This is a genomic window from Enterobacter cloacae complex sp. 2022EL-00981 (genome assembly GCF_028737495.1).
GTDB classification, from domain to species: domain Bacteria; phylum Pseudomonadota; class Gammaproteobacteria; order Enterobacterales; family Enterobacteriaceae; genus Enterobacter; species Enterobacter cloacae.
This window is the reverse complement of the sequence record NZ_JAQZRK010000004.1, coordinates 16,870-42,905: the sequence shown is the minus strand read 5'-3', so window position 1 is coordinate 42,905 and position 26,036 is coordinate 16,870. Positions and strand designations below refer to the sequence as shown.

At 58.0% G+C, this 26,036-nt stretch carries 24 protein-coding genes; 3 read left to right on the top strand and 21 right to left on the bottom strand.

Annotated features, from left to right (window positions below; all coding sequences use genetic code 11):
- Positions 1–87: 87 nt before the first annotated feature.
- The 4 genes from fbaA to tkt form a co-directional block, all read right to left on the bottom strand.
- Complete coding sequence (gene fbaA / locus PUZ33_RS05205) at positions 88–1,167, bottom strand: class II fructose-bisphosphate aldolase (protein WP_013098634.1); 1,080 nt, start codon at positions 1,165–1,167, stop codon at positions 88–90.
- A gap of 91 nt (positions 1,168–1,258) precedes the next feature.
- Positions 1,259–2,422 carry a phosphoglycerate kinase gene (gene pgk, locus PUZ33_RS05200; protein ID WP_058680976.1) on the bottom strand — a complete coding sequence of 388 codons (1,164 nt, stop codon included), beginning with the start codon at positions 2,420–2,422 and terminating at the stop codon, positions 1,259–1,261.
- A 49-nt stretch (positions 2,423–2,471) separates the two neighbouring features.
- A complete protein-coding gene (gene epd, locus PUZ33_RS05195) occupies positions 2,472–3,491 on the bottom strand; it encodes an erythrose-4-phosphate dehydrogenase (RefSeq protein ID WP_020687074.1) in 1,020 nt (339 codons plus the stop codon).
- A gap of 326 nt (positions 3,492–3,817) precedes the next feature.
- Positions 3,818–5,809 (bottom strand): transketolase, encoded by a 1,992-nt coding sequence (tkt, locus tag PUZ33_RS05190; protein WP_038420542.1) that lies wholly within the window; start codon positions 5,807–5,809, stop codon positions 3,818–3,820.
- A 272-nt stretch (positions 5,810–6,081) separates the two neighbouring features.
- Here tkt and PUZ33_RS05185 point away from each other — a divergent pair, with 272 nt between their 5' ends.
- Positions 6,082–6,840 carry a M48 family metallopeptidase gene (locus tag PUZ33_RS05185; RefSeq protein ID WP_013098638.1) on the top strand — a complete coding sequence of 253 codons (759 nt, stop codon included), beginning with the start codon at positions 6,082–6,084 and terminating at the stop codon, positions 6,838–6,840.
- 210 nt (positions 6,841–7,050) lie between these two features.
- Positions 7,051–8,319: an OprD family outer membrane porin gene (locus PUZ33_RS05180; RefSeq protein WP_058680977.1), complete on the top strand. Its 1,269-nt coding sequence runs from the start codon at positions 7,051–7,053 to the stop codon at positions 8,317–8,319.
- An 87-nt stretch (positions 8,320–8,406) separates the two neighbouring features.
- Here PUZ33_RS05180 and PUZ33_RS05175 read toward each other — a convergent pair whose 3' ends face one another.
- The 14 genes from PUZ33_RS05175 to PUZ33_RS05110 all read right to left on the bottom strand — a co-directional run bounded on the left by PUZ33_RS05175 (position 8,407) and on the right by PUZ33_RS05110 (position 21,101).
- The gene (locus PUZ33_RS05175) at positions 8,407–10,047 is read right to left on the bottom strand and encodes a thiamine pyrophosphate-binding protein (RefSeq protein WP_058680978.1); all 1,641 of its coding nucleotides are present in this window, start codon (positions 10,045–10,047) and stop codon (positions 8,407–8,409) included.
- A 13-nt stretch (positions 10,048–10,060) separates the two neighbouring features.
- Positions 10,061–11,530 (bottom strand): aldehyde dehydrogenase, encoded by a 1,470-nt coding sequence (locus PUZ33_RS05170; protein ID WP_058680979.1) that lies wholly within the window; start codon positions 11,528–11,530, stop codon positions 10,061–10,063.
- A gap of 9 nt (positions 11,531–11,539) precedes the next feature.
- The gene (locus PUZ33_RS05165; protein WP_029883147.1) at positions 11,540–12,310 is read right to left on the bottom strand and encodes an aspartate dehydrogenase; all 771 of its coding nucleotides are present in this window, start codon (positions 12,308–12,310) and stop codon (positions 11,540–11,542) included.
- A 9-nt stretch (positions 12,311–12,319) separates the two neighbouring features.
- Positions 12,320–13,114 carry an SDR family oxidoreductase gene (locus PUZ33_RS05160; RefSeq protein WP_038420550.1) on the bottom strand — a complete coding sequence of 265 codons (795 nt, stop codon included), beginning with the start codon at positions 13,112–13,114 and terminating at the stop codon, positions 12,320–12,322.
- Positions 13,098–13,868, bottom strand: a complete 771-nt coding sequence (locus PUZ33_RS05155; RefSeq protein ID WP_058680980.1) for an alpha/beta fold hydrolase — start codon at positions 13,866–13,868, stop codon at positions 13,098–13,100. The genes PUZ33_RS05160 and PUZ33_RS05155 overlap by 17 nt, the downstream gene beginning before the upstream one ends.
- Positions 13,869–13,877: 9 nt before the next feature.
- Positions 13,878–14,408, bottom strand: coding sequence for a cupin domain-containing protein (locus PUZ33_RS05150; protein WP_013098646.1), 531 nt, complete (start codon positions 14,406–14,408; stop codon positions 13,878–13,880).
- 10 nt (positions 14,409–14,418) lie between these two features.
- Positions 14,419–15,675, bottom strand: a complete 1,257-nt coding sequence (locus PUZ33_RS05145) for an MFS transporter (protein ID WP_038420552.1) — start codon at positions 15,673–15,675, stop codon at positions 14,419–14,421.
- 25 nt (positions 15,676–15,700) lie between these two features.
- Positions 15,701–16,888, bottom strand: a complete 1,188-nt coding sequence (locus PUZ33_RS05140; RefSeq protein ID WP_062677015.1) for an NAD(P)/FAD-dependent oxidoreductase — start codon at positions 16,886–16,888, stop codon at positions 15,701–15,703.
- Positions 16,885–17,811, bottom strand: a complete 927-nt coding sequence (locus PUZ33_RS05135) for a VOC family protein (RefSeq protein ID WP_020687066.1) — start codon at positions 17,809–17,811, stop codon at positions 16,885–16,887. Before PUZ33_RS05135 ends, PUZ33_RS05140 begins: the two co-directional genes overlap by 4 nt.
- A gap of 78 nt (positions 17,812–17,889) precedes the next feature.
- Positions 17,890–18,678 (bottom strand): IclR family transcriptional regulator, encoded by a 789-nt coding sequence (locus tag PUZ33_RS05130; protein ID WP_028028063.1) that lies wholly within the window; start codon positions 18,676–18,678, stop codon positions 17,890–17,892.
- Positions 18,679–18,690: 12 nt separating this feature from the next.
- A complete protein-coding gene (locus PUZ33_RS05125) occupies positions 18,691–19,440 on the bottom strand; it encodes an SDR family oxidoreductase (RefSeq protein ID WP_013098651.1) in 750 nt (249 codons plus the stop codon).
- A complete protein-coding gene (locus PUZ33_RS05120) occupies positions 19,440–20,462 on the bottom strand; it encodes an aromatic ring-hydroxylating oxygenase subunit alpha (protein ID WP_252107747.1) in 1,023 nt (340 codons plus the stop codon). Before PUZ33_RS05120 ends, PUZ33_RS05125 begins: the two co-directional genes overlap by 1 nt.
- A gap of 10 nt (positions 20,463–20,472) precedes the next feature.
- Positions 20,473–20,781 carry a recombinase-like helix-turn-helix domain-containing protein gene (locus PUZ33_RS05115; RefSeq protein ID WP_020687064.1) on the bottom strand — a complete coding sequence of 103 codons (309 nt, stop codon included), beginning with the start codon at positions 20,779–20,781 and terminating at the stop codon, positions 20,473–20,475.
- Positions 20,778–21,101, bottom strand: a complete 324-nt coding sequence (locus PUZ33_RS05110) for a Rieske (2Fe-2S) protein (protein ID WP_038983552.1) — start codon at positions 21,099–21,101, stop codon at positions 20,778–20,780. Before PUZ33_RS05110 ends, PUZ33_RS05115 begins: the two co-directional genes overlap by 4 nt.
- A 413-nt stretch (positions 21,102–21,514) precedes the next feature.
- Here PUZ33_RS05110 and PUZ33_RS05105 point away from each other — a divergent pair, with 413 nt between their 5' ends.
- Positions 21,515–22,726: an MFS transporter gene (locus PUZ33_RS05105; protein WP_058680983.1), complete on the top strand. Its 1,212-nt coding sequence runs from the start codon at positions 21,515–21,517 to the stop codon at positions 22,724–22,726.
- A 3-nt stretch (positions 22,727–22,729) separates the two neighbouring features.
- Here PUZ33_RS05105 and speB read toward each other — a convergent pair whose 3' ends face one another.
- The 3 genes from speB to yqgB all read right to left on the bottom strand — a co-directional run bounded on the left by speB (position 22,730) and on the right by yqgB (position 25,978).
- Complete coding sequence (gene speB, locus PUZ33_RS05100; RefSeq protein WP_002434404.1) at positions 22,730–23,650, bottom strand: agmatinase; 921 nt, start codon at positions 23,648–23,650, stop codon at positions 22,730–22,732.
- A 211-nt stretch (positions 23,651–23,861) separates the two neighbouring features.
- The gene (gene speA, locus PUZ33_RS05095; RefSeq protein WP_014833212.1) at positions 23,862–25,838 is read right to left on the bottom strand and encodes a biosynthetic arginine decarboxylase; all 1,977 of its coding nucleotides are present in this window, start codon (positions 25,836–25,838) and stop codon (positions 23,862–23,864) included.
- Between the two features lie 8 nt (positions 25,839–25,846).
- Complete coding sequence (yqgB, locus tag PUZ33_RS05090; protein ID WP_127312443.1) at positions 25,847–25,978, bottom strand: acid stress response protein YqgB; 132 nt, start codon at positions 25,976–25,978, stop codon at positions 25,847–25,849.
- Positions 25,979–26,036 lie beyond the last annotated feature (58 nt).

Sequence of the window (26,036 nt, the reverse complement as noted above, 5' to 3'; positions counted from 1 at the left end):
ATCACAAAAACCGGTCTGACAGGGTATTGAAAAAGCATAAAAAAAGGCCCGCGTTTGCGGGCCTCCTGATGCTGTCAGCAGCTCAAATTACAGAACGTCGATCGCGTTCAGCTCTTTGAATGCCTGCTCCAGACGGGTCACCATGGACGTCTGCGCTGCGCGCAGCCATACGCGTGGATCGTAGTATTTCTTGTTCGGCTGGTCTTCGCCTTTCGGGTTGCCCAGCTGGCCCTGCAGGTAAGCTTCGTTCGCTTTGTAGTACTGCAGGATACCGTCCCAGGTTGCCCACTGGGTGTCGGTATCGATGTTCATTTTCACTACGCCGTAGCTTACGGAGTCTTTGATTTCCTGAGCAGAAGAACCGGAACCGCCGTGGAAGACGAAGTTCAGGCTGTTGTGCGGCAGGTTGTGTTTCTTGGACACGTATTCCTGAGAGTCACGCAGGATGGTTGGGGTCAGAACCACGTTACCTGGTTTGTAAACGCCGTGTACGTTACCGAAGGACGCTGCAATGGTGAAGCGTGGGCTGATTTTGCTCAGCTCGGTGTAAGCGTAATCAACGTCTTCTGGCTGAGTGTACAGAGCAGAAGCGTCCATGTGGCTGTTGTCCACGCCGTCTTCTTCACCGCCGGTGCAACCCAGTTCGATTTCCAGGGTCATGCCCATTTTGGACATGCGCGCCAGGTATTTGGAGCAGATCTCGATGTTCTCTTCCAGAGACTCTTCAGACAGGTCGATCATGTGAGAAGAGAACAGTGGCTTACCGGTAGCCGCGAAGTGTTTTTCACCCGCGTCCAGCAGACCGTCGATCCACGGCAGCAGTTTCTTCGCGCAGTGGTCAGTGTGCAGGATAACTGGAACACCGTAGTGTTCAGCCATCTGATGTACGTGGTGCGCACCAGAGATAGCGCCCAGGATTGCAGCACCCTGAGGAATGTCAGTTTTCACGCCTTTACCTGCGATGAACGCAGCGCCGCCGTTAGAGAACTGTACGATAACCGGTGCTTTAACTTTTGCAGCGGTTTCCAGTACGGCGTTGATGGAGTCAGTACCCACGCAGTTAACTGCTGGCAGAGCAAAGTTGTTTTCTTTAGCTACCTGGAACACTTTCTGAACGTCATCACCAGTGATCACGCCAGGTTTTACGAAATCAAAAATTTTAGACATGTTGCTTAGTCCTGTATCTTCGGCCGTTAGAAAAGGTGCGAGCTTTTAAAGCGCGCTGAAAATTGGGCAGGTTTCCCTGCCCTTGAATGGCTTACTTCTTAGCGCGCTCTTCGAGCATTGCTACTGCTGGCAGAACTTTGCCTTCCACGAATTCGAGGAATGCGCCGCCACCAGTGGAGATGTAGGAGATTTTGTCAGCGATACCGAACAGGTCGATTGCTGCCAGGGTGTCACCACCGCCTGCAATAGAGAACGCTTCGCTGTCTGCGATAGCGTTAGCAACAATTTCAGTCCCTTTACGGAAGTTCGGGAATTCGAACACGCCAACAGGACCGTTCCACAGAATAGTTTTTGCGTTTTTCAGGATTTCAGCCAGTTTCTGTGCAGAAACGTCGCCCAGGTCCAGAATCTGCTCTTCATCTTTGATGTCGTTTACAGATTTCAGGGTAGCAGTCGCCGTTTCGGAGAACTCAGTGGCAACGCGAACATCGGTTGGAACCGGGATATCACAGCTGCCCAGCAGGCGTTTGGCTTCGTCAACCAGGTCTGCTTCATACAGGGATTTACCAACGTTGTGGCCCTGAGCGGCAACGAAGGTGTTCGCGATACCACCGCCAACGATCAGCTGGTCAGCGATTTTAGACAGGGAATCCAGAACGGTCAGTTTGGTAGAAACTTTAGAACCACCCACGATGGCAACCATTGGACGAGCAGGCTCTTTCAGTGCTTTACCCAGCGCATCCAGTTCCGCAGCCAGCAGAGGACCAGCGCACGCAACGTCTGCGAATTTACCGATACCGTGGGTAGACGCCTGCGCACGGTGTGCAGTACCGAATGCATCCATTACGAATACGTCGCACAGCGCCGCGTATTTTTTGGAGAGTGCTTCGTCGTCTTTCTTCTCGCCTTTGTTGAAGCGAACGTTTTCCAGCACCACCAGCTCACCGGCAGCCACTTCCACGCCATCCAGGTAATCTTTCACCAGGCGAACCGGGCTGGACAGTTTGTCTTTCAGGTAATTAACAACCGGCAGCAGAGAGAACTCTTCGTTGTACTCGCCTTCAGTTGGACGACCCAGGTGGGAGGTCACCATCACTTTCGCACCCTGCTTCAGAGCCAGTTCGATGGTTGGCAGAGATGCACGGATACGCGCGTCACTGGTCACTTTGCCATCTTTAACTGGCACGTTCAGATCCGCACGGATGAAAACGCGTTTACCAGCCAGATCCAGATCGGTCATCTTAATTACAGACATGGTGAATCCTCTCGTTGATTCTTAAAGTTTTGCAGACGCACGATGCGTCTTACCTGAAACCTTTGGCAGCCATTGCTAACGTGGTGTCGAGCATTCGGTTAGCAAAGCCCCATTCGTTATCACACCAGACCAGCGTCTTGATAAGGTGTGCGCCACTGACGCGCGTTTGCGTGCCATCAACAATGGCGCTGTGCGGGTCGTGGTTAAAATCCACTGAGACCAACGGTAATTCCGTATAGTCAACTATACCATGAAATGCCCCCTGTGCCGCTTTTTGCAGCAACAGGTTGACTTCACAGGCTTTTACCGGTTTTTTCACCGTCACGCTGAGATCAATTGCGGTGACGTTTATCGTCGGTACACGCACGGCAATCGCTTCAAAACGGTCATTAAACTGCGGGAAAATTCGGGTGATCCCGGCAGCCAGTTTTGTGTCCACCGGGATGATTGACTGGCTTGCAGCACGCGTGCGTCGTAAATCCGGGTGGTAGGCGTCGATGACCTGCTGATCGTGCATGGCGGAATGAATCGTGGTCACGGTGCCGGATTCAATGCCATATGCATCGTCTAACAGTTTAATGACCGGAATAATGCAGTTGGTGGTGCAGGAGGCGTTGGAGACAATACGGTGTTCGGCTTGCAGCTCATGCTCATTGACGCCGAAAACGACCGTTGCGTCGAGGTCGTTACTGCCGGGATGAGAGAACAGGACTTTTTTCGCGCCGGCGGTGAGATGCGCTTCGCCGTGTTCGCGGTTGCCATATACGCCGGTGCAGTCAAGCACCACATCCACACCCAGTTCACGCCACGGTAGCGCGGCAATACTGCGCTCATGCAGTACGCGGATCGTATCGTCACCGACAAACAGCTGATCCCTTTCCTGGCGCACGTCCCAGGCAAAGCGTCCGTGGCTGGTGTCATATTTCAATAAATGCGCCATGCCCGCAGCATCCGCCAGTTCATTGATTGCCACCACGGTAATTTCCGCCCGACGCCCGGATTCATATAAAGCACGAACCACGTTGCGCCCGATGCGACCGAAGCCATTAATCGCTACGCGTACGGTCATAGATCTCCTGCAAAGCTATCCCTGAGTTCGAGGTGGCTGAAAGAGTAATCCAGCTACGCCCGAAGGGGAATCTTTGCTATCACAAACTGCGATTGATTGGTCAATTGTCGAACATTTAATCGACTGAAACGCTTCAGCAAGAATAAGCGAATCGGGGAATAAAAGGAATGTCTGTCCAGATGAATAAGCGAGCTATATGACTTGCGTCACATTTTAGGTGGAATAATGCTTACAAAAAAGCCGGGTGGCGCGCTAGCGCTTACCCGGCCTACTTTCGAGCCATTTGTAGTCCCGGTAAGCGTAAGCGCCACCGGGCAAAACGGCAATTACAGCAGTTCTTTCGCCTTAGCGACAACGTTCTCAACGGTGAAGCCGAACTCTTCGAACAGCTGCTCTGCCGGAGCAGATTCACCGAAGGTGGTCATACCGACGATAGCGCCGTTCAGGCCCACGTATTTGAACCAGTAGTCAGCGATACCCGCTTCAACCGCCACGCGTGCGGAAACGGCTTTAGGCAGTACGGATTCACGGTAAGCAGCATCCTGCTTGTCGAACGCATCGGTAGACGGCATGGAAACCACGCGCGCTTTAACGCCTTCGGCAGTCAGTTTGTCCCAGGCTGCAACAGCCAGCTCAACTTCAGAACCGGTTGCGATGAAGATCAGCTCTGGCTGTCCCGCGCAATCCTTCAGCACGTAGCCACCGCGGGCGATGTTCGCCAGCTGCTCTTCGGTACGATCCTGCTGTGCCAGGTTCTGACGGGAGAGGATCAGCGCGGTTGGACCGTCCTGACGCTCAACGCCGTATTTCCATGCCACTGCAGATTCCACCTGGTCACATGGACGCCATGTGCTCATGTTCGGGGTGACACGCAGAGAAGCAACCTGCTCTACCGGCTGGTGAGTTGGACCATCTTCGCCCAGACCAATGGAGTCGTGGGTATAAACCATCACCTGACGCTGTTTCATCAGCGCAGCCATACGCACGGCGTTACGTGCATATTCCACGAACATCAGGAAGGTAGAGGTGTACGGCAGGAAACCACCGTGCAGGGAGATACCGTTCGCGATAGCGGTCATACCGAATTCACGTACACCATAATGGATGTAGTTACCGGCCGCATCTTCGTTGATTGGCTTAGAGCCAGACCACAGGGTCAGGTTAGACGGTGCCAGGTCAGCGGAGCCGCCGAGGAATTCTGGAAGCCATGGACCGAACGCTTCGATCGCATTCTGAGACGCTTTACGGCTGGCGATTTTAGATGGGTTCGCCTGCAGCTTAGCGATGAACTCGTTCGCTTTCGCGTCGAAGTCAGACGGCATTTCACCTTTCATACGACGGGTGAATTCAGCCGCTTCCTGTGGGAAGGCTTTAGCGTAAGCCGCGAACTTCTCGTTCCAGGCCGCTTCTTTCGCCTGACCCGCTTCTTTGGCATCCCACTGGGCATAGATTTCAGATGGGATTTCGAATGCAGGGTGTTTCCAGCCCAACGCTTCACGGGTCAGCGCGATTTCCGCGTCGCCCAGCGGCGCACCGTGGGAATCGTGGGTGCCCGCTTTGTTCGGAGAACCGAAGCCGATGATGGTTTTGCACATCAGCAGGGATGGTTTGTCAGTGACCGCACGCGCTTCTTCTACTGCACGTTTAATCGAATCAGCATCGTGGCCATCAACGCCACGCACAACGTGCCAGCCGTAGGCTTCGAAACGTGCCGCAGTGTCATCAGTGAACCAGCCTTCAACATGACCGTCGATGGAGATACCGTTGTCGTCGTAGAACGCAACCAGTTTGCCCAGCTTCAGGGTACCTGCCAGGGAGCACACTTCGTGAGAAATGCCTTCCATCATGCAGCCGTCGCCCATGAACGCGTAGGTGAAGTGGTCAACAATGTCGTGACCAGGACGGTTGAACTGCGCCGCCAGAGTCTTCTCAGCAATCGCCATACCCACCGCGTTCGCAATACCCTGACCCAGTGGGCCGGTCGTGGTTTCAACACCTGCGGTGTAACCCACTTCCGGGTGACCCGGGGTTTTGGAGTGCAGCTGACGGAAGTTTTTCAGCTCTTCGATAGGCAGATCGTAGCCAGTGAGGTGCAGCAGGCTGTAGATCAGCATTGAGCCGTGGCCGTTAGACAGCACGAAACGGTCGCGGTCAGCCCATGCCGGGTTCTGCGGGTTGTGGTTCAGGAAATCACGCCACAGGACTTCGGCGATATCAGCCATACCCATAGGGGCCCCTGGGTGGCCAGATTTGGCTTTCTGTACTGCGTCCATGCTCAGCGCACGAATAGCATTAGCAAGCTCTTTACGTGAGGACATTTTAACTCCAGATCGGACTGTTAAAGGCCATGCCCTTGACGACAGCGCGTTTTGGGCTACGCCGGAAAAAAGTGCCAACAATGTAACCCAAGCGGCATGCCATGTACATGGAGCATTCTTTTGCCGCTTAAGAAATCTCTGGATCATGCTCGCATGTTGCGCAATCTGCTCGCCCGGGCCCGTCGATATTCCTTATACTTAGCCCGACCCCGGCTTCGCTGTCGGTGTACTTTTCGGATTTTATTCAGATTAACGAGTACGGAAGCAACCTCATGAAAATGCGTGCATTAGTGCTGGCCCTGGGTACAACGTTCCTGCTGAGCGGTTGTCAGAATATGGATTCTAACGGCCTGATGTCCTCAGGCGCAGAAGCTTTTCAGGCCTATTCCCTGAGCGACGCGCAGGTTAAAGCCCTGAGCGACCAGGCCTGTAAAGATATGGATGGAAAGGCTACGATTGCCCCGGCCAACAGTCCCTACACGCAGCGTTTGAATAAAATTGCCTCTGCGCTTGGCGATAACATTAACGGTCAGCCGGTGAACTATAAAGTGTACGTCGCGAAAGACGTGAACGCCTTTGCCATGGCGAACGGCTGTATCCGCGTTTACAGCGGGTTAATGGACATGATGACCGACAACGAAGTGGAAGCGGTGATCGGCCATGAAATGGGCCACGTTGCCCTCGGCCACGTGAAGAAAGGGATGCAGGTCGCCTTAGGCACTAACGCCATCCGCGCGGCGGCGGCTTCTGCGGGCGGTATTGTGGGCAGCCTGTCCCAGTCACAGCTTGGCGATGTGGGCGAAAAACTGGTTAACTCCCAGTTCTCTCAACGTCAGGAGTCCGAAGCGGATGACTACTCCTACGATCTGTTGCGCAAACGCGGTATCAATCCAGCAGGTTTAGCCACCAGTTTTGAAAAGCTGGCTAAACTGGAAGCCGGACGTCAAAGCTCCATGTTTGACGATCACCCGGCCTCAGAAGCGCGTGCACAACATATTCGCGACCGTATGGCCGCAGACGGAATTAAATAATTTTGGAAGGAGGCAAATTTGCCTCCTTTTTATTTCGCATGAATTGCTAACTTAACCGCACATATCGGTAACACCCACAAAAGCCCCGTCACACCTGCCCTTCACCATTGAAATGTCTGGTCACATAATTATTGCAATCGGTTACTTTTCGGGTAATTATCGAATCCGCAGTAATTCAAATTAATATATTAAGACAGAGACGTTCCCTCCGTGAAAAAAGAATTATCGTTAGTTGCGTTAAGCATATTTGCCACATTACCTGCCGTTGCAAGCCAACAATCAGACAGCCAGGGTTTTATTAATGACAGCCATTTAGATCTGTTTTTACGCAATGCGTATATCAGCCGTGATTATCACCAGGGCCAGCAGGATAAAGCAGAATGGGGTCAGGGTATCATCGCCACCTTTGAATCAGGTTTTACCGAAGGAGTGGTTGGCTTTGGCGTAGACGGCATTGCGCAGTATGGCGTGCGTCTGGACGGCGGCCGCGGTAAGAGCGGCGCAGGTGGCATTGACTTCTTTAAACAGGAAGACGACGGACGCGCAAAATCCGATCTGGCGAAATTTGGCGCGACCGCCAAAATGCGCATCTCGAATACCGTACTCAGCTACGGTAATCAGCGTCCCGAGCTGCCAATCATTAACGCCGACAGCTCCCGCCTGCTGTTTGAAAGCTACACCGGCACCATGCTGACTTCTAAAGAGATCGACGGTCTGGAAATCAACGCCGGTTATTTCACCGACGAGCAGCGTAAAAGTGACGATCGCCACGACAGCGGCCTCAAGGGCTTCTCCTTCGGCGGGGCGAGCTACCAGTTCAATGACCAGTTCAGCGGCGCGCTGTACGCCTCCCATAATGAAGAGGTGATGAACAAGCAATATCTGGGCATGAATTTCAAACAGCCGTTCAGCACCGGCCAGCAGCTGGTACTCGATTTTAACGGCTACAACTCGCGTCTGGATCAGGGCTACGCAGACAGCCTCGACACGGGCCGCAGCAACACCATCTGGAGCCTGGCGGCGAGCTACATCTGGGATATCCATACGTTCAAAGTGGTGTACCAGCAGAGCAGCGGAAGCACCGGCTACAACTATGGCGGCTACCGCGACCAGGGCGGTGTTGGTGACGGCGGCAACACCATCTGGCTGGCGAACTCCTACTGGTCTGATTTTAATGGTGAAGACGAACGTTCATGGCAGGCGTCTTACGGGCTGGACTTTGGCGGTCTCGGTTTGCCGGGTCTGAGCTGGACCACCGCCTACGTGCGTGGCGACAACATTAAAACCGCTGAAACCAGTAACGGCAAAGAGCATGAATGGTTTAACCAGATCCAGTATCAGGTGCAGGACGGCCCGGCGAAAGATCTGAAGCTGAAACTGCGCTATTCCGTACTGCGCGTCTCCAGCAACGCCAGCGATTACAACGTGGGCGGGGATGAGATCCGCGCTTACGTGGAATACCCGTTTAACGTGTTCTGATAAAACAAGCCGGGTGGCGGCTTCGCCTTACCCGGCCTACTACCCGAAACGTAGGCCCGGTAAGCGCAGCGCCACCGGGCACGACAGCTAGTAAAGCGTTTTCTGCGGCGGCCCGGCAAACTTCAGCGCGCCAATTTGTCCCATCCGCACTTCCACTACCGACGGTCCCGGCATCGCCAGCGCTTCCGTCATCACCGCATCAAAATCCTCTGCCCGCTCAACGCTCCATGCCTGCAGGCCAATCGCCTGTGCCAACAGGGTAAAATCCGGCGTATGCAGCTCGTTATAGTACTGACGGCCACCGAAATACTTGTCCTGTATACCGCGCATCACGCCGTAGCCGCCGTCATTCATGATAAGCAACGTCACGTTGGCCTTCTCCTGCGCCAGCGTCGCCAGTTCGCCCAGATTCAGGCTCAGACCGCCGTCCCCCACCAGCCCCACCACTTTGCGTTGTGGGTTGGCAATCGCGGTGCCAATCGCCATCGGCAGGCCCATGCCAATTGCCCCGGCCAGAGAGTGAATATTCATCAGCGGCCCTCTGGCGCGGAACAGTCGGCTGCCCCACAGGCTGCCGGAAACGGTAATATCGCGCACCAGCAGGCCATCTTCAGGTAGCGCTTTCTCTATGGCATCGTTGAGTTGCGTATAGACGCCGCACTGTTCACGCAGCCCACGTTCGGCCTGTGTCACCGCCTCCTGAACCAGACCATCCCACTGAGCATTCCCCCATTCACGCCCCTGTGCTTTTTCAGCCAGCGCGCTCAGCAACGCTGAGCAGTCGGCTACCAGCGTGTTATCCATCAGATAGTTACGGCTTGCCGCCGCCGGGTCGATATCAATCTGCACCCGCGGAGAAGGCAACTCGAGCGTCCATGAACGGGTCTCATTGCTGCGCAGACGTGAACCGGCAATCAGCGTAAAGTCACACTGCGAAATGAGCGCCTCGACCGATGGCGAGTTGTGGAACGCCCGCAGGCTGGCGCGATGGCTGTCCGGCAGCACGCCGCGCGCGTGAGTACTGGAGATCACGGTAATGCCCGCATCCGCCAGCTTTTTCACCGCCTCAGCGCTGCCCAGCGCCCCGCCACCCAGCCACAGCAGCGGCTGTTTTGCCTGCTTGAGCTGCGCCCACAGCGTATCGATAACGGTCGCATCAACGCTCACACCCGGCGCCGGTTTCACCGGAGCGGTCACCAGCGACAGCGGAATTTTCGCGCCCTGAATATCAATCGGGATCTCCACGGAGACCGGCCCGCACGGCGGTATCTGCGCCTCCTGAATCGCTTTATGCAAAATCGCTATCGCCTGACTGGCATTGCTGATGCGATACGCCCGTTTTGAGCTGGCCTTCAGGAAAGTCAGCTGGTCGCGGGTTTCATGGATAAACCCGGTATCGGCATCCAGCCAGGCTTTTTCTACCTGCCCGGTCAGGTGCAGCAGCGGCGTGCAGGCGTTCATCGCCTCCACCAGCGCGCCTACGGCGTTACCCGCGCCCGCGCCGGTGCTGGTCAGCGCCACGCCAAGGCCGGAAAAACGTCCGTGGGCATCAGCCATGGTGACAGACCCCGCTTCGCCGCGTGCCGGTACAAAGCGGATGTTGCCGCGCTGCCCTACTGCATCCGCGATGGGCAGGTTGTGAATGGAGATGACGCCGTAGATGGCCTCGACCTGATACTGCTCCAGCGTTCTGGCGATGGCGTCGCCGACGGTTATCATTTCGCTCATTGCTCACCCTTTCTCAGTCGCACCAGTGGTTGACGCTGTTACCCGTCGCCAGATAAATGCTCTTTTGCTGCATCCAGGCTTTCAGCCCCTGAATGCCCTTCTCGCGGCCCAGACCGCTCTCTTTAAAGCCCCCGAACGGGGTCGAAATCGCAAACACTTTGTAGGTGTTGATCCACACCGTGCCCGCCTCAAGCTGTTCGCTTAAGCGCAGCGCGCGCCCGGTATCGCGTGTCCAGATCCCGGCGGCCAGGCCGTAAACCGAGTCGTTGGCCTCGCGGATAAGCGAGGTTTCATCGCGAAACGGCATCGCCACCAGCACCGGGCCAAAGATCTCCTCCTGGCAGACACGGGCGCTGTTGCTCAGCCCTTCGATAATCGTTGGCAGGAAGAAGCTGCCGCTTGCCAGCGTGGGATCGGCCGGGATCTCTCCACCGCACAGCACGCGGCCCCCTTCACGCTTTGCCAGCTCAACGTACGCCTGTACGCTCTGACGATGTTTTTCATTGATCAGCGGCCCAACGTGGACACCGTCGGTAAACGGATGTCCGACGCGCAGACCGCGGGTTAACTCCAGCAGCCGCGCCATCAGCGGGGCGTAAAGGCTCTCGTGGATAAACAGCCGTGAACCGGCGATGCACGCCTGCCCCGCCGAGCTGAAAATGCCGTAGCAGATCCCGCGCGCGGCCTGCTCGATATCCGCATCCTCCAGCACGATAGTCGGCGATTTTCCGCCCAGCTCCAGCGATGCCGGGATCAGTTTTTCCGCCGCCACGTGGGCCAGGTGACGGCCCGTGGTGGTACCGCCGGTAAAGGAAATTTTGCGTACCTTAGGGTGGCGTGCCAGCGCATCGCCAATCACCGAGCCTTTGCCCGGCAGCACGCTCAGCAGCCCGGCGGGCAGCCCGGCCTGTTCAAATATCCGCGCCAGCTCCAGCGCCATCAGCGGCGTGGCTTCGGCGGGCTTGAGGATCACCGCGTTACCCGCGGCAATGGCCGGAGCGACCTTCTGCATCTCGCTGGCAATCGGCGAGTTCCACGGCGTGATGGCCGCCACCACGCCGAGCGGCTCATAGCGGCTCAGGGTCAGTAAATCCGGCTGGCGCGGCGTCGGAAGTTCCCCTTCCAGCAGCTCGCAGGCGGCGGCAAAGTAGCGCGCCGTTCCCGCCGCGCTCATTACCAGCCCGCGGGCCTCCGCCAGCGGCTTGCCGTTATCGCGGCTCTGCATCTGCGCCAGCTCGTCGACACGGGATTCAATGAGATCTGCCACCTTGTGCAGGATCTTCGCCCGCATATGCGGCAGGCTGTAGCGCCAGGCGGGATCGCGCCACGCGCGCTCGCCAGCCTCGATCGCGTCATGCAGATCGTCGGGACTGGCCGCATTCAACGTCGCGTTGATCGACCCGTCTGCCGGGAAATAGCTCTGCATCGGGTTGCCGCCACCGTGTCGCCACTGGCCGCCGATAAATATCTTCAGATCGTCCATCGTCACTCCTCAGCTCATGGCCAGCTCGCGGCAGGCGCGTACCGCGCTGAGTGCCGCCAGGGTGGAGGTTTTCGGGTTAGAGGCAAGCGGCAGGCCGCTTAGCTCCAGATGGAATTCACCAAACGCGCCTTCAACGTGCAGCGTGTGGGTGTTACGTTTCGTTGACGGGTCGACCATCAGCTGTACGCGCGTGTCGTCCATTCCCACGCCGCCGAGTGCCACGGTGGCCGCCACGTTGGCGTTGGCCGGAAACAGTCGTGCCGCCTCGCGGGCGCTGCCTTCAAAAAAGACCTGCGCAGCAGATACCGAATTAAGATCGATAAGCTGCTCGGCATAGCTGCCGCGCCAGCTGGCCGGGCTTTTACGCGACTGGTAAGTCACGCGCGCCAGCCCGCCCTCTTTCGCCGCCGCCAGCCCGTCGATACCGGCTACCGCCCCGGAGAGCAGCGTCAGTCTGCCGCCGGCGTTGAGCAGGCGCTGTTCGAGCGCGCTGTCCGCCAGTGCGCCGGTCGAAATAACCGCCAGATGCCAGCCGCGACGTAAAATATCCTCACCGTACTGCGCTACCGCCTGCTGGCTGGCGCACTCCAGCACCAGGTCGGGCGTTTGCGCACATTCCAGCGGTGAGGTCAATGCCACTACCGCATCACCAAACTGCGCGTGAATCGCCGCATGATGGGCCTCGCGCGCCACAATCCAGCCGATAGCCACGCCAGCGGGCAGGCGCTCAATCACCGCCTGCGCCATGGCGCCAAAACCAATCAACATAATCTTTTTCATGATGTGTCCTTACAGATGGCGGCAAAAGCCGCCGGAAACGTCCAGTGCCGCACCGGTGGTAAACGAAGCCAGCGGCGAGGCGAGGAACAGCAGCGCCTGCGCGGGCTCCTGCGGCTTGCCGAGGCGCGCCATCGGAATACCGCGTTTGCGGGCGATCTCCGCTGTCCACTCCGGCCAGCTCTGGCTTTTGTCTGTCCGGTTTTCAAAGCGACGCTGCCACTGCCCGGACTCCACCATGCCCAGCAATATCGAATTCACGCGGATGCCTTTGCCCACCAGCTCTTTTGAGAGCGTCAGCGTCATATTCAACAGCGCGGCGCGGGCGGCAGAGGTGGCAATCATGTGCTCCTCCGGCTGCAGCGCCAGCAGGGAGTTCACGCAGGTGATGGAAGCGATGTCGGACTGCTCCAGCAAAGGCTGAAACGCCTGCACCGGGTTGATCACGCCAAACAGTTTGAGTTCAGCTTCATGCAGCCACGCCTCGCGCGGGGTGTCATGGAAGTGCGCCACGTATCCCTGCCCGGCGTTGTTGATCAGCATGTCCACGGCACCAAAGCGCACCTGAACGGCATCCGCGAAGGCCTGCATCTCGTCAGCGTTCAGCACGTCGCAGCGATAAGAGAAAACCTCCCCGCCGGGGTATTCGTTATGCAGCGCGGCATGGGCGCTGGCGAGGCGATCCGGATCGCGGCCACAGAAGGCCACTTTTGCCCCCTCGCCCAGCAGCAGGCGTAGCGTTTCAAAGCCAATACCAGAAGAACCGCCGGTGACGACCGCTACGCGTCCGTCAATTTGTGCATTCATCGCGCACCTCTTCGTTAATACGTAAAAGCTGTTGGTTAAAAAAGGCGTCGTTATCGAGATAGCTGGCATGTCCCGCCTGGGCAATGGCGATAAACGGCATGCCGTAGCGCAGCGCCAGCCCCTGCACCAGCTCGGGTTGCGTGATCGCATCCTGCTCGCCGCACCACACTTCAAAGTTGCCTGAATAGCGCTTCAGCCAGCCATGAATATCGTCGTGCGCCAGCATCCACGCGGCGGCGAGGTAGCCCTCGGGGCGAAGCCTGCGCATGCCCGCTGCCACGGTGGCGATATCCGCTTCACGCGCGCCGGGACGCAGCAGTTTTGCGACGCGGGTCTGCGCGAGGATTTCGCCGCCGCGTGCCATCTGCTGCTCGCGACTGCGCCAGACCTGCTCGCGCTGCTCCGGCGCGGCCTGGCCGTAACCTTGCGCGGCGTCCGCCAGCACCAGATGCAGCACACGATCCGGATATTTCGCCGCAAAGGCGCTGGCAACCAGTGCCCCGAGTGAATGGCCCACCAGCACCGCCTGCCACACGCCAGCCCGGTCAAGCATCGCCGCCAGCGCATCGGCGTAATCCCCCGCGTTCGCCCGTTCCGCGGCCAGCATCGGGCTTTCGCCATAACCGGGCATGTCCCACGCCAGCACGCGAAAACCGTTCAGCGCCATCTGCTTGTGCCAGGAGGCTGCGCCAGAGCTGATCCCGTGCAGCAGCATCAGCGGAATGCCGCTTCCCTGTTCACGAAAACCCGTCATCATGCCCCCTTAGTTCCGCTTCACTTTCGAGAGCGGATGGTCCGCCGGGTAGGTCGGAATTTCCGGCTTGTTGGTGCCCAGCATGACGCACATCAGCGCCTCTTCTTCGCCGTGGTTAAACAGCCCGCGATAGATCCCCGGCGGAACGGAGATCAGGTCACGCTCGCGCAGCACGGTTTCGGTGTAGTTATCGCCGTCCTGGATCATCAGCGTGATCTGCCCTTTGAGCATGAAGAACACCTCTTCCACATCGTCGTGCAGGTGCAGCGGCCCTTCGCACTTCGACGGCAGTACCATGGTGGAAAAGGTAAAATGCTCCGCCTGTACGGTGTTGGTGTCGCTCGCCACGCCGGTAGCGCCGGTGCCGATATAGCGCATCTGCGCGCGGCGGTATTTCGGGTCAAAATCGGCCTGGAACTTCAGCGCGTTCCAGTCGTATTTACGGCCCTCAAAGCGCGCAATACGGGACTCGACCCACTCTTCCATCGTCAGGTGGTCAGGTTTGATGCCAGATGGGTTGGTTACGGTTGAATCAGTCATGACACTCTCCTCAGTAACGTCTCAGCAGCGGCAGTAACAGGACGCAGCCCACCGCCGCCATCACCGCCAGAAAAATCAGCCCGGAATCCATGCTGTGGGTGAAGGCGATAAGCGCGCCCATCACCGCTGGCGACAGCGCGCCCGCAAAGTTTCCCAGCCCGTTGAAAATGCCGCCCGCCGTGGCGCTCACCCTTGGATGGGTGGCCTTTGCCAGCAGGGCGAAAATGTTGGGTGCCCCGGTGCCCCACATGAATGTGCTGAAGCTCATCGCCGCAATGATGGTCAGCGGGGTATCGAGGTGCATTACGGCCGTGAGCCCGACAGCGGCCCCCGCCATGGAGATAAAGCAGGCCGCCGCGCGCTTATCGACCCGGTCAGAGAGCCATGCGCCAATCACTTCCCCCGCCAGCATGGCGATGAACGGCATCGACGACAGCCAGCCCGCATGTTCCAGGTGAATGCCCTTCCCCTTGATCAGGTAGCCCGGCAGCCAGCCGTTAATGCCCCACAGGTAGGTCAGGAAAGCGATGTTAAAGATGCAGATGATCCAGAAGTGCGGGCTGACAAACAGCTCGCGCCGTGCAGCACGCCGTTCGTCCCGGGAGGTCTGTGACGTATCGCTTTTCGCCTCCAGACGGATCCCGCGCAGACCGACGCGCACGAAGATCAGCACCGGTACGGTCAGCATCGCCATCACGAAGAAGGTGCTCTGCCAGCCGAAGGTGTTCAGCAGCCAGAGGGAGAGCGGGAAGCCAATCGCCGCCCCTACCGGCGTGCCCAGCAGCCACAGCATGGTGGCGCGCGCCTGCAGATGCTGTGGGAAGTTGTGGCGCACAATGGCGAAGGCCAGCGGGAACAGCGGCCCCTCCGCCACGCCCAGCAGAATGCGCAGCACGATCATCAGCGTGTAGTTATGGGTAAAGCCCATCGCCACCATCAGCACGCACCACACCACCATCATCCCGGTGAGCAGGCGCAGCGGGGCGATTTTGTCCCCCAGCCCACTGAGAAAGACCGATGAAAAGCCGTAGCTCAACAGGAAGGCGCTCATCAGAATGCCGAGGCGCGTGGTGTCAAAATCGATGCCCATCGCCTGCTGGAAGTGGCCGTCAGAAAACAGCGCGGCAATGCTGATTTTGTCGAAAAACGCCAGCAGCACGCAGGCCAGCAGCGACAGCGGGATGGCCCAGCGCACCGCTTTTTCAGGCGTGCGGGTCCCCTCACCGCTCGCCTCAACGGGCGCGGTGTTGGTCTCTAATGTGGTCATGTCTCCCCCTACGGGTGCGGGTTAACTATCGCAATGACATCAGTGAAAAAGTTGGGTCGGCGAGCGGCACGTCTGATAAATCCCGCCCGGCCGCCATCCAGCGCTTCGCCAGCTTGACGGTGCGCGCATCGTTGAACGCCACCAGTTGCGTCAGGCGCCCATTTTCGTCCAGCGAGAAGTACAGCGCGTCTTCACGCACTATGGTGCGGCTGCCCGGCTGCGGAATGCCGAGGATCTGGATGTTGTGCTGGTATTGATCCGACCATAGCCACGGCGCGTCGTCATAGCCTGCCGCATCGGGGTTAAGCATCGCTTTTGCCACCGCCACCGCCTGATTCTGGGCGAAGGCCCAGGACTGAATACACAAGCCGTAATGATGATGCTGTGCCACATCCCCGGCAGCGAAGATGGACGGATCCGACGTGCGGCCCTGCGCATCCACCACGATCCCGCGTTCGGTTTGCAGCCCCGCGTCGCGCGCCAGTTCCAGATTGAGATCGACGCCGATCCCTACCACCACCGCATCAAAGGTTTCACGTTTGCCATCACAGTGAATGACCGGCAGGCCGTTATCGTCCTCCAGCTCCAGCGCGCCGCAGCCGGTTCGGATCTCCACGCCCTGCTCACGGTGAATGGTCTCTAAGCGCTGCGATACCTCGCCGCTCACCGAGCGCATGCACAGCGCAGGCTGCTGCTCGAACAGGGTGACCGCGACGCCGCTTTTGCGCGCAGAAGCGGCAATCTCCAGGCCTATCCAGCCGCCGCCCACAATCGCCAGCTTTTGACTTTCCACAAGCCGACGTTTCAGGCGCTGCGCGTCCTGCCAGTGGCGGAGGGTGTAGACCTGCGGATGCGCAGCCCACGCCTCGCCCGGCAGGCGCGCCCGCCCCCCGGTGGCAATTAAAAGGATGTTGTAACTAATTCGTTCGCCGCTGCTCAAGCGCACCGTTTTTGCGTTGCGGTCAATCTGCTCCGCGCGCAGCGGACGGTACCAGGTCAGATTCAGCGCCTGCTGAGCCTCTTCAGTAAAGAGTCGCGGAAGCGTCGCGTCCGCCTCCAGCAGAGCCGCTTTCGACAGCGGCGGACGTTCATAGAAATCCCACGCCTCTTCCGCCACCACGCAGATCTCACCGTCAAAGCCCTCGTCGCGCAGGGTTTTCGCCGCCCAGCCTCCCGCCTGACCGCCACCAATAATGACAATGCGCGACGTCATACCGCCTCCGGTTTTTTCTGCTGGCGGCGCGTGTCGTGATCGATCCCGCCTTCCACCGCCCACTCGGTAAAGGAGACCAGCGAATGCTCCAGCTCGCGCGGCTGCCAGTTTTCCGTCAGGTAGTCGTCATTGGTGTAATACTCGAACGCCCCGCCGGTCGGGCTGTTGACGTACCAGAAGTAGGCTGACGACACCGGATGGCGGCCGGGTCCGATAAACGTGCTCCAGGCGTTTTTGTTCATCGCAATCCCGCCGCCGATCACTTCGTGAATATCGCGCACGGTAAAGGCCACGTGGTTCAGGCCGCGCTTGCGGTTCGGCAGCTGCAGCAGGAACAGGTTGTGATGACCCCCGCGCACGCCGCAGCGCAGAAACACGGCGCGGTTGATGTAGCGGTCAGAGACCTGGAAGCCGAGCACCTCGCGGTAAAATGTCTCCACCGCCGCGAGCTCCTCCACGAAGAACACCACGTGCCCCACGTTAATGGGCTGGGCGCGATCGTAAACCGGGCTGGGGGTGTCGATACGGCGAGCGTCGCCCCACTGGTTGATCGGCTCAACATTCAGTTCCACCTCAGTCTGCTGGCTGACCTGCACACGCAGCGTCATGCCGTTCGGGTCAAGACACTCCAGGGCGTCACCCACTTCGCGAAAGCCGGGCTGCTGCGCAAGCTTCGGGCGCAGCGCATCCAGATCTGACTGTGCGGCAACCGCCCACGTCATGCGGCGCAGGGTGTTGCCCGCTTCAAACGCCGGGGGCAGGTCGGGGCTGTCGATCGGGTTAAGTTCCACGCGCGCGCCGCTCAGGGTGGTAAAACGCTGGCCACTGGCATCGCCCGTCAGGCCAAAATCACGCATAAATTTGGCGCAGTGCGTCAGGTCTTCAACGCCAAATTCCAGCTTTTCAATTCCGGTTACACTCATCGTTCGTTGCCTCATCTGGCCCAAATAGGGCGTAAAACATGCCCGACGCAGCAAAGCGCCTGACCTTAACTCACTGATTTAACTGGCCTGTGATAAATACCCTAAGAAGCCAGAAATTTTGTCCGCCGCCAGACGAACCTCGTTTTGCAGTCGCTCGCGGTCGGCTTGCGGGATCTCTTCCGACGGCACCAGAATGCTCACTACCGCCGCCACGCGATGGCTTCGGTCAAACACCGGATAAACGATGGAGGAGATACCGTGGCGGAAGAAGGATTCACCGATCACGTACCCCCGGGCTTTATCCTGCTGCACCATCTGCCACAGGGCTTCACGATCGTGAAGCTGACCCGGTGTGTTGCCCGGCAGGCGCTCCTGCGGGAACAGCTGTTCGAAATCGGCGCGGGAAATATCGGTCAACAGCATGCGGCCAAGCGAGGTGCAGTGCACCGGCAAACGGGTACCAATGCTGACCTGGTTGATGCGTGATCCGGCGGCGCTGACGCGGGCGATGTAGATGATGTCGCGCCCGTCGCGGATCGCCAGATGGCTGCTGCACTGGCTTACGTCGCGCAGCTGTTCAATCACCGGCTGACCCACCTGCGCCACATCCAGCGAGGCGATGTACTCAAAGCCCAGACGCAGCACGTTCATGCCGAGCGAGAAGGTATTGGTACGGGTGTTGCGCTCCAGAAAGCCCATATACTCCAGGGTCTGCACCACGCGGTAGGCGGTGGCCTTCGGCATATCCACCAGCCGGTGCAGCTCGGCAAAGGTCAGTTCGCGATGCTGCTCGCCAAAGGCTAACAGCAGCTGCAGGCCACGCTCCAGCCCCGGTACCAGATACTTCACTTCCTGATCGTTTGCCATCATCGCCCTACCTTAGTTAAAGACAAAACCGCCGTTGACCGGGATCAGCTGCCCGGTGATAAAACGCGACAGATCGCTTAACAGCCAGACCACGCTGCCGGTGACATCTTCCGGCTGCTGTGCCCCTGTTAACGCCCGGCCGTTTTCGTAGAGTTGGTGTCGTTCGGCGGGAACATATTCCGTTGCCTCGACGCGGGTCAGCCCCGGCGCGATGGCGTTGATTCGAATACGCTTTTCACCAAGCTCGCGCGCCATTGAGCGGGTCATGGCAATCACGGCCCCTTTGCTGGCCACGTAGGCCATCAGGCGCGGCGCACCCCAAAGTGCTGTGTCGGACGCCACGTTCACGATCCCTGCGCCATCGCGCAGCAGCGGCACGGCGGCGCGCGTCACCAGCCAGGTGCCTTTGACGTTGACGCGCATTACCCGGTCCCACAGATCCGGGTCGTAATCGAGCATGTTTTTGCCGCCCACGCCGGTCGCCATCGCCGCGTTATTTACCAGCCCGTCAATCTGCCCCTGCTCGCCAATCGCATTGAACACCTGCTCAATGGAGGCCGGATCGGCGAGATCGATAACGTGCGATTCGATCGTAAAACCCTGTGCCCGCAGAGCGTGTGCGCTTTCGGCCAGCTCGCCTTCAAGAATGTCGCACATCACCACCGCGGCGCCCTGCTCCGCGCAGGCGCTGGCGAAGTGATAGCCCAGCCCGCGCGCGGCGCCGGTCACCACAATGCGTTTTCCGCTCAGCAGCGCATTCATCAGGCCGCTCCCTGCTGCGCTTCACGCATCGCCAGTTGCTCTTTAGCGGCCTTTTGCATCATGCGGCGCAGGCGCGAGAGGCCGACATCATGCTGGTACAGGTATTCGTGGTCGCGGGCGTTTGGCGCCAGGCTTTCCAGCACCACGCGGTCCTGTTCCAGCACCTCCCAGTGCAGTTTTTCCAGGCGGTTACGGTACATGAAGCGCCACATATCGCGCTGCCAGCCCTGTACGCGGCGGATACGCCAGAAGAAGACGCGGCAGTTGTCGTTATCTTCCGGCACCACCATGCCAACGATGAAGAAGTGGCCACCCGGTCCGAAACGCTTCTTATAGGGAATGGACAGTCGCATCCAGCAGGTGCCACTATTGCCCAGCTCCACCCAGTCGAAGTTGACGCCGCTCTGCCCTTTTTTCTCGAAGATAAAGCCGGCCTTCGTCGGCTGCAGGACCATGTCGGCCTTGCGATCCCCTTCCGCCATCGAGTGCGAGGAGGAGTGGAGATACGTACCGTGCATCGGATCCATCACGTTTTCCAGCGCGTACTGGTAGTTACATTTCCAGGCTGCGGTGCAGAGGAAGTTGCTGAAATGTTCCGTGTCGGCGAGTTCATCCGGGAAGGTCAGCTCGTCCGGCTGCTGATCGGCGATGACGCCAAACCACAGGAAGATGGCACCGTGCGCCTCCTGCACCTGATAGCTGCGCACGCACTGCTGGCCGACCAGCGGACATTTGTCCACGGCGGGCACGTCTTTCACTTCACCGTTTCCCGCCACTTCCATGCCGTGATACCAGCAGGCGATGCGGTCGCCAAGGTTCCAGCCCATCGACAGACGCGCACCGCGGTGCGGACAGCGGTCTTCCAGCGCCTGCACCTGACCATCTTTATTGCGCCAGACCACAATCTGTTCGCCCAGACGAGTAATGCCCACGGGCGCAGACTGCACTTCCCAGCTCGCCAGCACCGGATACCAGAGGCCACGCAGACCTTTATCGAGATAGTTTTGTACGGTAGTTGTCATCGCGTCGTCCTCAGTAGCCGTTAACCTGTAAGAATGCCTGGAAGCTGGCGTCGCTCCACGGCTCGCCCTGCTGGTCATGCATGCGCACCGCATTCAGCCCGTTGACCAGCTCCGGCAAGGTTTCAACGCCCTGCTCAAAGAGATCTTCCAGCGTGGCGATAAGGCTCATTTCCCAGTTTTCCGGCACCCGGCTGCGGGTCTGCCAGATCAGGTTCTGATACTCACCCGGTTTATGAATGGCGCCGTTCCCGCCCTCTGCCGGGGGCGTAAACTGGCGGCTTTCGGGCAGCGCCGGGTTGAAGTTCAGGATGTCGCTCATGCCACGGTCTCCTCGACAAAAGTAATCTGGATTTGGTTTTCAAATACCCGAACCGGGTAGCGGTTGAGGTTTCGGCCGCCGGGGCCTTGCAGGCACTGGCCGGTTTTGACGTCGAACACCGCCTCGTGCAGCGGGCATTCCACTTTGCCGTCCTCGACAAAGCCCTGACTCAGCAGCGCATAGGCGTGCGGGCATACGTCTTCCAGCGCGTAATATTCGCCGTCGATTAAATAAACGCCGATCTCTTTACCTTCAACGTTGCCGCTAAAAGGGAAATCTTCCTGTACTTGTTCTGCGTCACATACGCCTATCCAGCTCATCACGATCCTCCAGGCCTTTGTTTCATATATGAAACTCTGTTTCTTATTTAATACGGTCAATATAAAAGCGATGAATGTTTCGTCAAGCGCCAATGTGACGAATTTGTTAATCAGCCGACAATTAATAAGCTAAGTGTGCAAGGGATCACGAAAAAATGCAGCGATATGAAATTTTCATTATTAAGGCGTGAATGAATACGTTTTAGTGATGAACTCAAAGCGCAAATAAAAAATATTGACTTCTTTTCTTTTTCTTCCTTAAAAATAAACAACCGAAAAAGAACCGTGTTTCACCTGTGAACACATTTAAAAATACATCTTTAAAAACAACAAGTTTCACTGGTGAATCATTTTACCTCCGTGACAATCACATTGATAAAAATATAAATGCGAGAACGCATAAGGCGGGCAATATGACGGCAAGATGGCAAGGCACAATTGCACTGTTATTTCTCATTATTATTTCCTACATTGACCGGGTAAATATCTCGGTGATGATTTTAAACCCGGAATTTGCCGAACATTTTCAGTTAAATGAAAACAGAATGTTACAAGGAATGTTAATGACCTGCTTTCTTCTGGGTTATGGATTATCGGCTTTATTATTAACACCGGTTATCGAAAGCAAACTGCATTATCGACATGGATTATTAAGCAGCATTGCGATTTGGGCTCTGGTCTGCGCCATTTCTCCCTTACTCGGATCGCTAATGGGAATGCTCATCGCCCGTGTGATTCTGGGGATCGCTGAGGGACCGCTCTTTTCACTGAAAACCCGCTTTATCAGCGATAACTTTCGTGCGGAAGAGGTTGGCAAACCCAACGCCGTGACCGCACTGGGCGTCTCGCTCGGGCTAGCCGTGGGCTTTCCGCTGGTGACCTGGCTGATGGCCCATCTGGGCTGGGCCGGATCGTTTTATGCGCTGGCGGCAATCAACCTGGTGCTCGGTGGCGGCCTGATCTGGCGTTTCCTGCCGGCACCGCGCGGTACAGTAAAAATGCACAAACGGGGGCTCGCAGAGACAGTGATGCTTGCGTGGCAAACCCCGCTGTTGGGCTGGATCCTGCTGGTTGAAATCGCCACGCTGAGCTATCTCTGGGGGAGCAGCGCCTGGCTCCCGGCGTGGCTACGCGACGAACATCACTTCTCACTGCACGCCACGGGCATGCTCGCGGCCATCCCCTTTCTGTTGAGCCTGGGCTCAAAATTCCTTGGCGGGGTACTGCTCGATAAAATGCGGCCGGAACAGGCACCGCTGCTGTTTGTCGCGGGCGGGGCGCTGACGGCGTTATCCGTGATCGCGCTGATGCTCAGCAATCAGCCTGCCTGGCTGGCGCTGTTTATGCTGTCGGCTAACGTCTTCTGGGGACTTCAGGGCGCGGCCATTCCGGCGGTGATCCAACATCACGCCGCGCGGGAGGCGGTGGGAAGCGCGTACGGCATCATTAATGGGATCGGCAATCTCTGCGCCGCCTTTATTCCACTGCTGATGGGGATGGTGATGAGATCGGTGGGGTCGGTCAGCTCTGGCTTTTCCGTGCTGGTGGTGTCGCAGATTATCACCCTGCTGGCGGGGGGAATGTTGCTGCTGCGCATGCGTCGCGCAGCAGCAATCAGCGCGTAAGGCTTATTCGCCTTTTTTCGCAGCCTGGATATAGAGCATCTCCAGTGCCAGGGTCGCCGCGGCCAGCGCGGTGATCTCGGACTGGTCATAGGCAGGCGCCACTTCCACCACGTCCATCCCGACAATGTTCAGATCCTTCAGGCCGCGCACCAGTTTGATGGCGCGGTCTGAGGTCAGCCCGCCGATCACCGGCGTACCGGTGCCCGGCGCAAACGCCGGATCCAGACAGTCGATGTCGAAGGTCAGGTACACCGGCATATCACCGACGATCTGCTTAACCTGCGCGATGATGTCATCCACGCCGCGATCGTTCACCTGACAGGCATCCAGTACGGTGAAGCCGTTGTCTTTGTCAAACTCGGTACGGATACCGATCTGCACGGAGTGGTTAGGATCGATCAGACCTTCGTTCGGCGCGGTGTAGAACATGGTGCCGTGGTCGAACTCGCAGCCGTTCGCGTAGGTGTCGGTATGCGCATCGAAGTGGACCAGCGCCATCTTACCGAAGTGCTTCGCGTGGGCGCGCAGCAGCGGCAGGGTCACAAAGTGGTCGCCACCGAAGGAGAGCATGCGTTTACCGGCAGCCAGCAGTTTCTCGGCGTGGGCCTGCAGCTTTTCGCTCATTTCACGCGCGTCACCGAAGGCGTACACCAGGTCACCGCAGTCCACCACGTTCAGGCGTTCGCGCATGTCGAAGTTCCACGGGAAGCGGTTATGCTCCCAGGCCAGGTTGGTGGAAACCTGACGGATCGCCGCCGGACCGTGACGACCGCCCGCACGGCCTGATGTGGCCATATCAAACGGCACGCCGGTGATCACCCAGTCAGCATCGCTGTCGTACGGCTGGAAGTTCATCGGAAGGCGTAAAAAACCAAACGCGTTAGATACCAGAGAGTTGTCGTACTGATGACCTAAAGTGCTCATGTCCTGACCTCTTTTAAAGTCGATGCGTTAAAAACAGATGAAAAAAAATCCCCTCCGCGTCGTTAAACCCGACGAGGAAGGGATTGATTCGTAAATCGCTTATTGGGGCGAATTATCGCCGTTAATTCATACGGGTTCAAGTGAGTATAGGGCATTGTGCGGCCTTTGCCCCTCACCCTAACCCTCTCCCACGGGGAGAGGGAGGTTTGCCTTATTCGTCTTCCAGGTAGGTGTACCCGTACAGACCCGCTTCAAACTCTTCCAGGAACTGCTGCTGCAGTGCGTCATCCAGACCGGTGTTTTTCACCTGATCGCGGAATTGCGTCAGCAGGGTTTTCGGATCCAGCTGCACGTATTCCAGCATGTCCGCCACGGTGTCACCTTCGTCGGACAGCTCCACTTCCACGCTGCCGTCAGGGAAGACAAACACGTCAACCGCTTCGGTATCACCGAACAGGTTATGCATGTTGCCAAGGATCTCCTGATACGCGCCGACCATAAAGAAGCCCAGCATTGGCGGGTTCTCCGGGTCGTATTCCGGCATTGGCATGGTCGTTGCGATACCGTCGCCGTCAACATAGTGGTCGATGGCACCGTCGGAGTCACAGGTGATGTCCAGCAGCACCGCACGACGTTCCGGGGCGTGGTTCAGCCCTTCCAGCGGCAGAACCGGGAACAGCTGATCGATACCCCAGGCATCCGGCATCGACTGGAACAGCGAGAAGTTGACGTAAATCTTGTCCGCCATACGTTCCTGCAATTCGTCGATAATCGGACGGTGCGCACGGTTGCTCGGGTCCAGCTGTTTCTGCACTTCATGGCACATGTTCAGATAAAGCTGCTCGGCCCACGCGCGCTCCTGCAGGCTAAAGGTGCCTGAAGAGTAGCCGACGTGAATATCATGCAGGTCCATCTGGCTGTCGTGCAGCCATTCGCGCAGTGAACGGCGCGTGCCCGGCTCGTGCATCTCCTGCCAGGTTTCCCACATGCTTTGCAGCGAACGCGGGGCATCGTCTTGCGGAGGCGTCGCTTCGGTGATTTCGCTGCGCTCAACGCCGATGATATTAGAGACCAGCACCGTATGGTGCGCGGTCACCGCGCGGCCAGACTCGGTGATCACCGTCGGGTGCGGCAGGCCGTGCTCTTCACAGGCATCGCCAATCGCCCAGATAATGTTGTTCGCGTATTCGTTCAGGCCGTAGTTCACGGAGCAGTCGGACTGCGAGCGGGTACCTTCATAGTCCACGCCCAGGCCGCCACCCACGTCAAAGCACTGAATATTGACGCCGAGCTTGTGCAGCTCAACGTAGAAACGCGCTGACTCACGCACGCCGGTGGCGATATCACGAATGTTGGCCATCTGCGAACCGAGGTGGAAGTGCAGCAGCTGAATGCTGTCCAGACGACCGCGCTCGCGCAGAATTTCCACCAGCTGCAGTACCTGGTTTGCCGCCAGACCGAATTTAGATTTTTCGCCGCCGGAGGACTGCCATTTACCGGAACCCTGCGAGGCCAGACGCGCACGCACGCCAAGACGTGGCACCACGTTCAGGCGCTCGGCTTCTTCCAGCACGATAGCGATTTCTGTCATCTTCTCGATAACCAGATAGACCTTATGGCCCATCTTCTCGCCAATCAGCGCCAGACGAATGTATTCACGGTCTTTATAGCCGTTACAGACGATCACTGAACGGGTCATGCCCGCATGCGCCAGTACGGCCATCAGCTCTGCTTTTGAACCCGCTTCCAGGCCCAGCGGTTCGCCGGAGTGGATCAGGGATTCAATGACGCGGCGGTGCTGGTTCACCTTGATGGGGTAAACCAGGAAGTAGTCGCCTTTGTAACCGTAAGATTCACGCGCACGCTTGAACGCGGCGTTAATAGAACGCAGACGGTGTTGCAGGATCTGCGGGAAGCAGAACAGTGCAGGCAAACGCTGGCCCTGCGCCTCACGTGCTTTCACCAGTTTGGCGAGATCCACGCGCGCTTCAGGGACGTCCGGGTCCGGGCAGACGCTGATGTGGCCCAGCTCGTTGACGTCGTAGTAGTTATTGCCCCACCAGGCAATATTGTAAGTGCGCAGCATCTTGCTGGCTTCCTGGGAGCTCATCGCAACCTCCTGCATGGAACGTAGTACACCCTGTTCGCCCGCTGACGAAGGCGAAAAAGAAGACATGTCGTCAGACATAGCGAACCTCAACTCTTTGTATTAAGTGTAAAACAGTTGACTACTATCGCAGCGTTATACGGCGATAACAACCCATAAACGGCTCCGTTTCCCAGCAGAGTATGCTGAAATCCAGACCGTGCGACCGGTTTCTTATTCATATCATTGTAAAACACGTATCCGAACTCTGTATGACAAGGTTCGGCGAAACCACGAGAA

What these genes read in the sequence shown, in the direction of transcription:
- PUZ33_RS05125 (WP_013098651.1), bottom strand. Translation starts at nt 19,440, where the DNA reads ATGAATGCGCTGCTGAGCGGAAAACGCATTGTGGTGACCGGCGCCGCG.
- PUZ33_RS05145 (WP_038420552.1), bottom strand. Translation starts at nt 15,675, where the DNA reads ATGACCACATTAGAGACCAACACCGCGCCCGTTGAGGCGAGCGGTGAG.
- PUZ33_RS05140 (WP_062677015.1), bottom strand. Translation starts at nt 16,888, where the DNA reads ATGACGTCGCGCATTGTCATTATTGGTGGCGGTCAGGCGGGAGGCTGG.
- PUZ33_RS05115 (WP_020687064.1), bottom strand. Translation starts at nt 20,781, where the DNA reads ATGAGCGACATCCTGAACTTCAACCCGGCGCTGCCCGAAAGCCGCCAG.
- PUZ33_RS05155 (WP_058680980.1), bottom strand. Translation starts at nt 13,868, where the DNA reads ATGACGGGTTTTCGTGAACAGGGAAGCGGCATTCCGCTGATGCTGCTG.
- PUZ33_RS05160 (WP_038420550.1), bottom strand. Translation starts at nt 13,114, where the DNA reads ATGAATGCACAAATTGACGGACGCGTAGCGGTCGTCACCGGCGGTTCT.
- epd (WP_020687074.1), bottom strand. Translation starts at nt 3,491, where the DNA reads ATGACCGTACGCGTAGCGATTAATGGCTTCGGTCGCATCGGGCGCAAC.
- PUZ33_RS05105 (WP_058680983.1), top strand. Translation starts at nt 21,515, where the DNA reads ATGACGGCAAGATGGCAAGGCACAATTGCACTGTTATTTCTCATTATT.
- speA (WP_014833212.1), bottom strand. Translation starts at nt 25,838, where the DNA reads ATGTCTGACGACATGTCTTCTTTTTCGCCTTCGTCAGCGGGCGAACAG.
- pgk (WP_058680976.1), bottom strand. Translation starts at nt 2,422, where the DNA reads ATGTCTGTAATTAAGATGACCGATCTGGATCTGGCTGGTAAACGCGTT.
- yqgB (WP_127312443.1), bottom strand. Translation starts at nt 25,978, where the DNA reads ATGAATAAGAAACCGGTCGCACGGTCTGGATTTCAGCATACTCTGCTG.
- PUZ33_RS05120 (WP_252107747.1), bottom strand. Translation starts at nt 20,462, where the DNA reads ATGACAACTACCGTACAAAACTATCTCGATAAAGGTCTGCGTGGCCTC.
- PUZ33_RS05185 (WP_013098638.1), top strand. Translation starts at nt 6,082, where the DNA reads ATGAAAATGCGTGCATTAGTGCTGGCCCTGGGTACAACGTTCCTGCTG.
- tkt (WP_038420542.1), bottom strand. Translation starts at nt 5,809, where the DNA reads ATGTCCTCACGTAAAGAGCTTGCTAATGCTATTCGTGCGCTGAGCATG.
- PUZ33_RS05170 (WP_058680979.1), bottom strand. Translation starts at nt 11,530, where the DNA reads ATGGACGATCTGAAGATATTTATCGGCGGCCAGTGGCGACACGGTGGC.
- PUZ33_RS05130 (WP_028028063.1), bottom strand. Translation starts at nt 18,678, where the DNA reads ATGGCAAACGATCAGGAAGTGAAGTATCTGGTACCGGGGCTGGAGCGT.
- speB (WP_002434404.1), bottom strand. Translation starts at nt 23,650, where the DNA reads ATGAGCACTTTAGGTCATCAGTACGACAACTCTCTGGTATCTAACGCG.
- PUZ33_RS05165 (WP_029883147.1), bottom strand. Translation starts at nt 12,310, where the DNA reads ATGAAAAAGATTATGTTGATTGGTTTTGGCGCCATGGCGCAGGCGGTG.
- PUZ33_RS05135 (WP_020687066.1), bottom strand. Translation starts at nt 17,811, where the DNA reads ATGAGTGTAACCGGAATTGAAAAGCTGGAATTTGGCGTTGAAGACCTG.
- PUZ33_RS05110 (WP_038983552.1), bottom strand. Translation starts at nt 21,101, where the DNA reads ATGAGCTGGATAGGCGTATGTGACGCAGAACAAGTACAGGAAGATTTC.
- fbaA (WP_013098634.1), bottom strand. Translation starts at nt 1,167, where the DNA reads ATGTCTAAAATTTTTGATTTCGTAAAACCTGGCGTGATCACTGGTGAT.
- PUZ33_RS05150 (WP_013098646.1), bottom strand. Translation starts at nt 14,408, where the DNA reads ATGACTGATTCAACCGTAACCAACCCATCTGGCATCAAACCTGACCAC.
- PUZ33_RS05175 (WP_058680978.1), bottom strand. Translation starts at nt 10,047, where the DNA reads ATGAGCGAAATGATAACCGTCGGCGACGCCATCGCCAGAACGCTGGAG.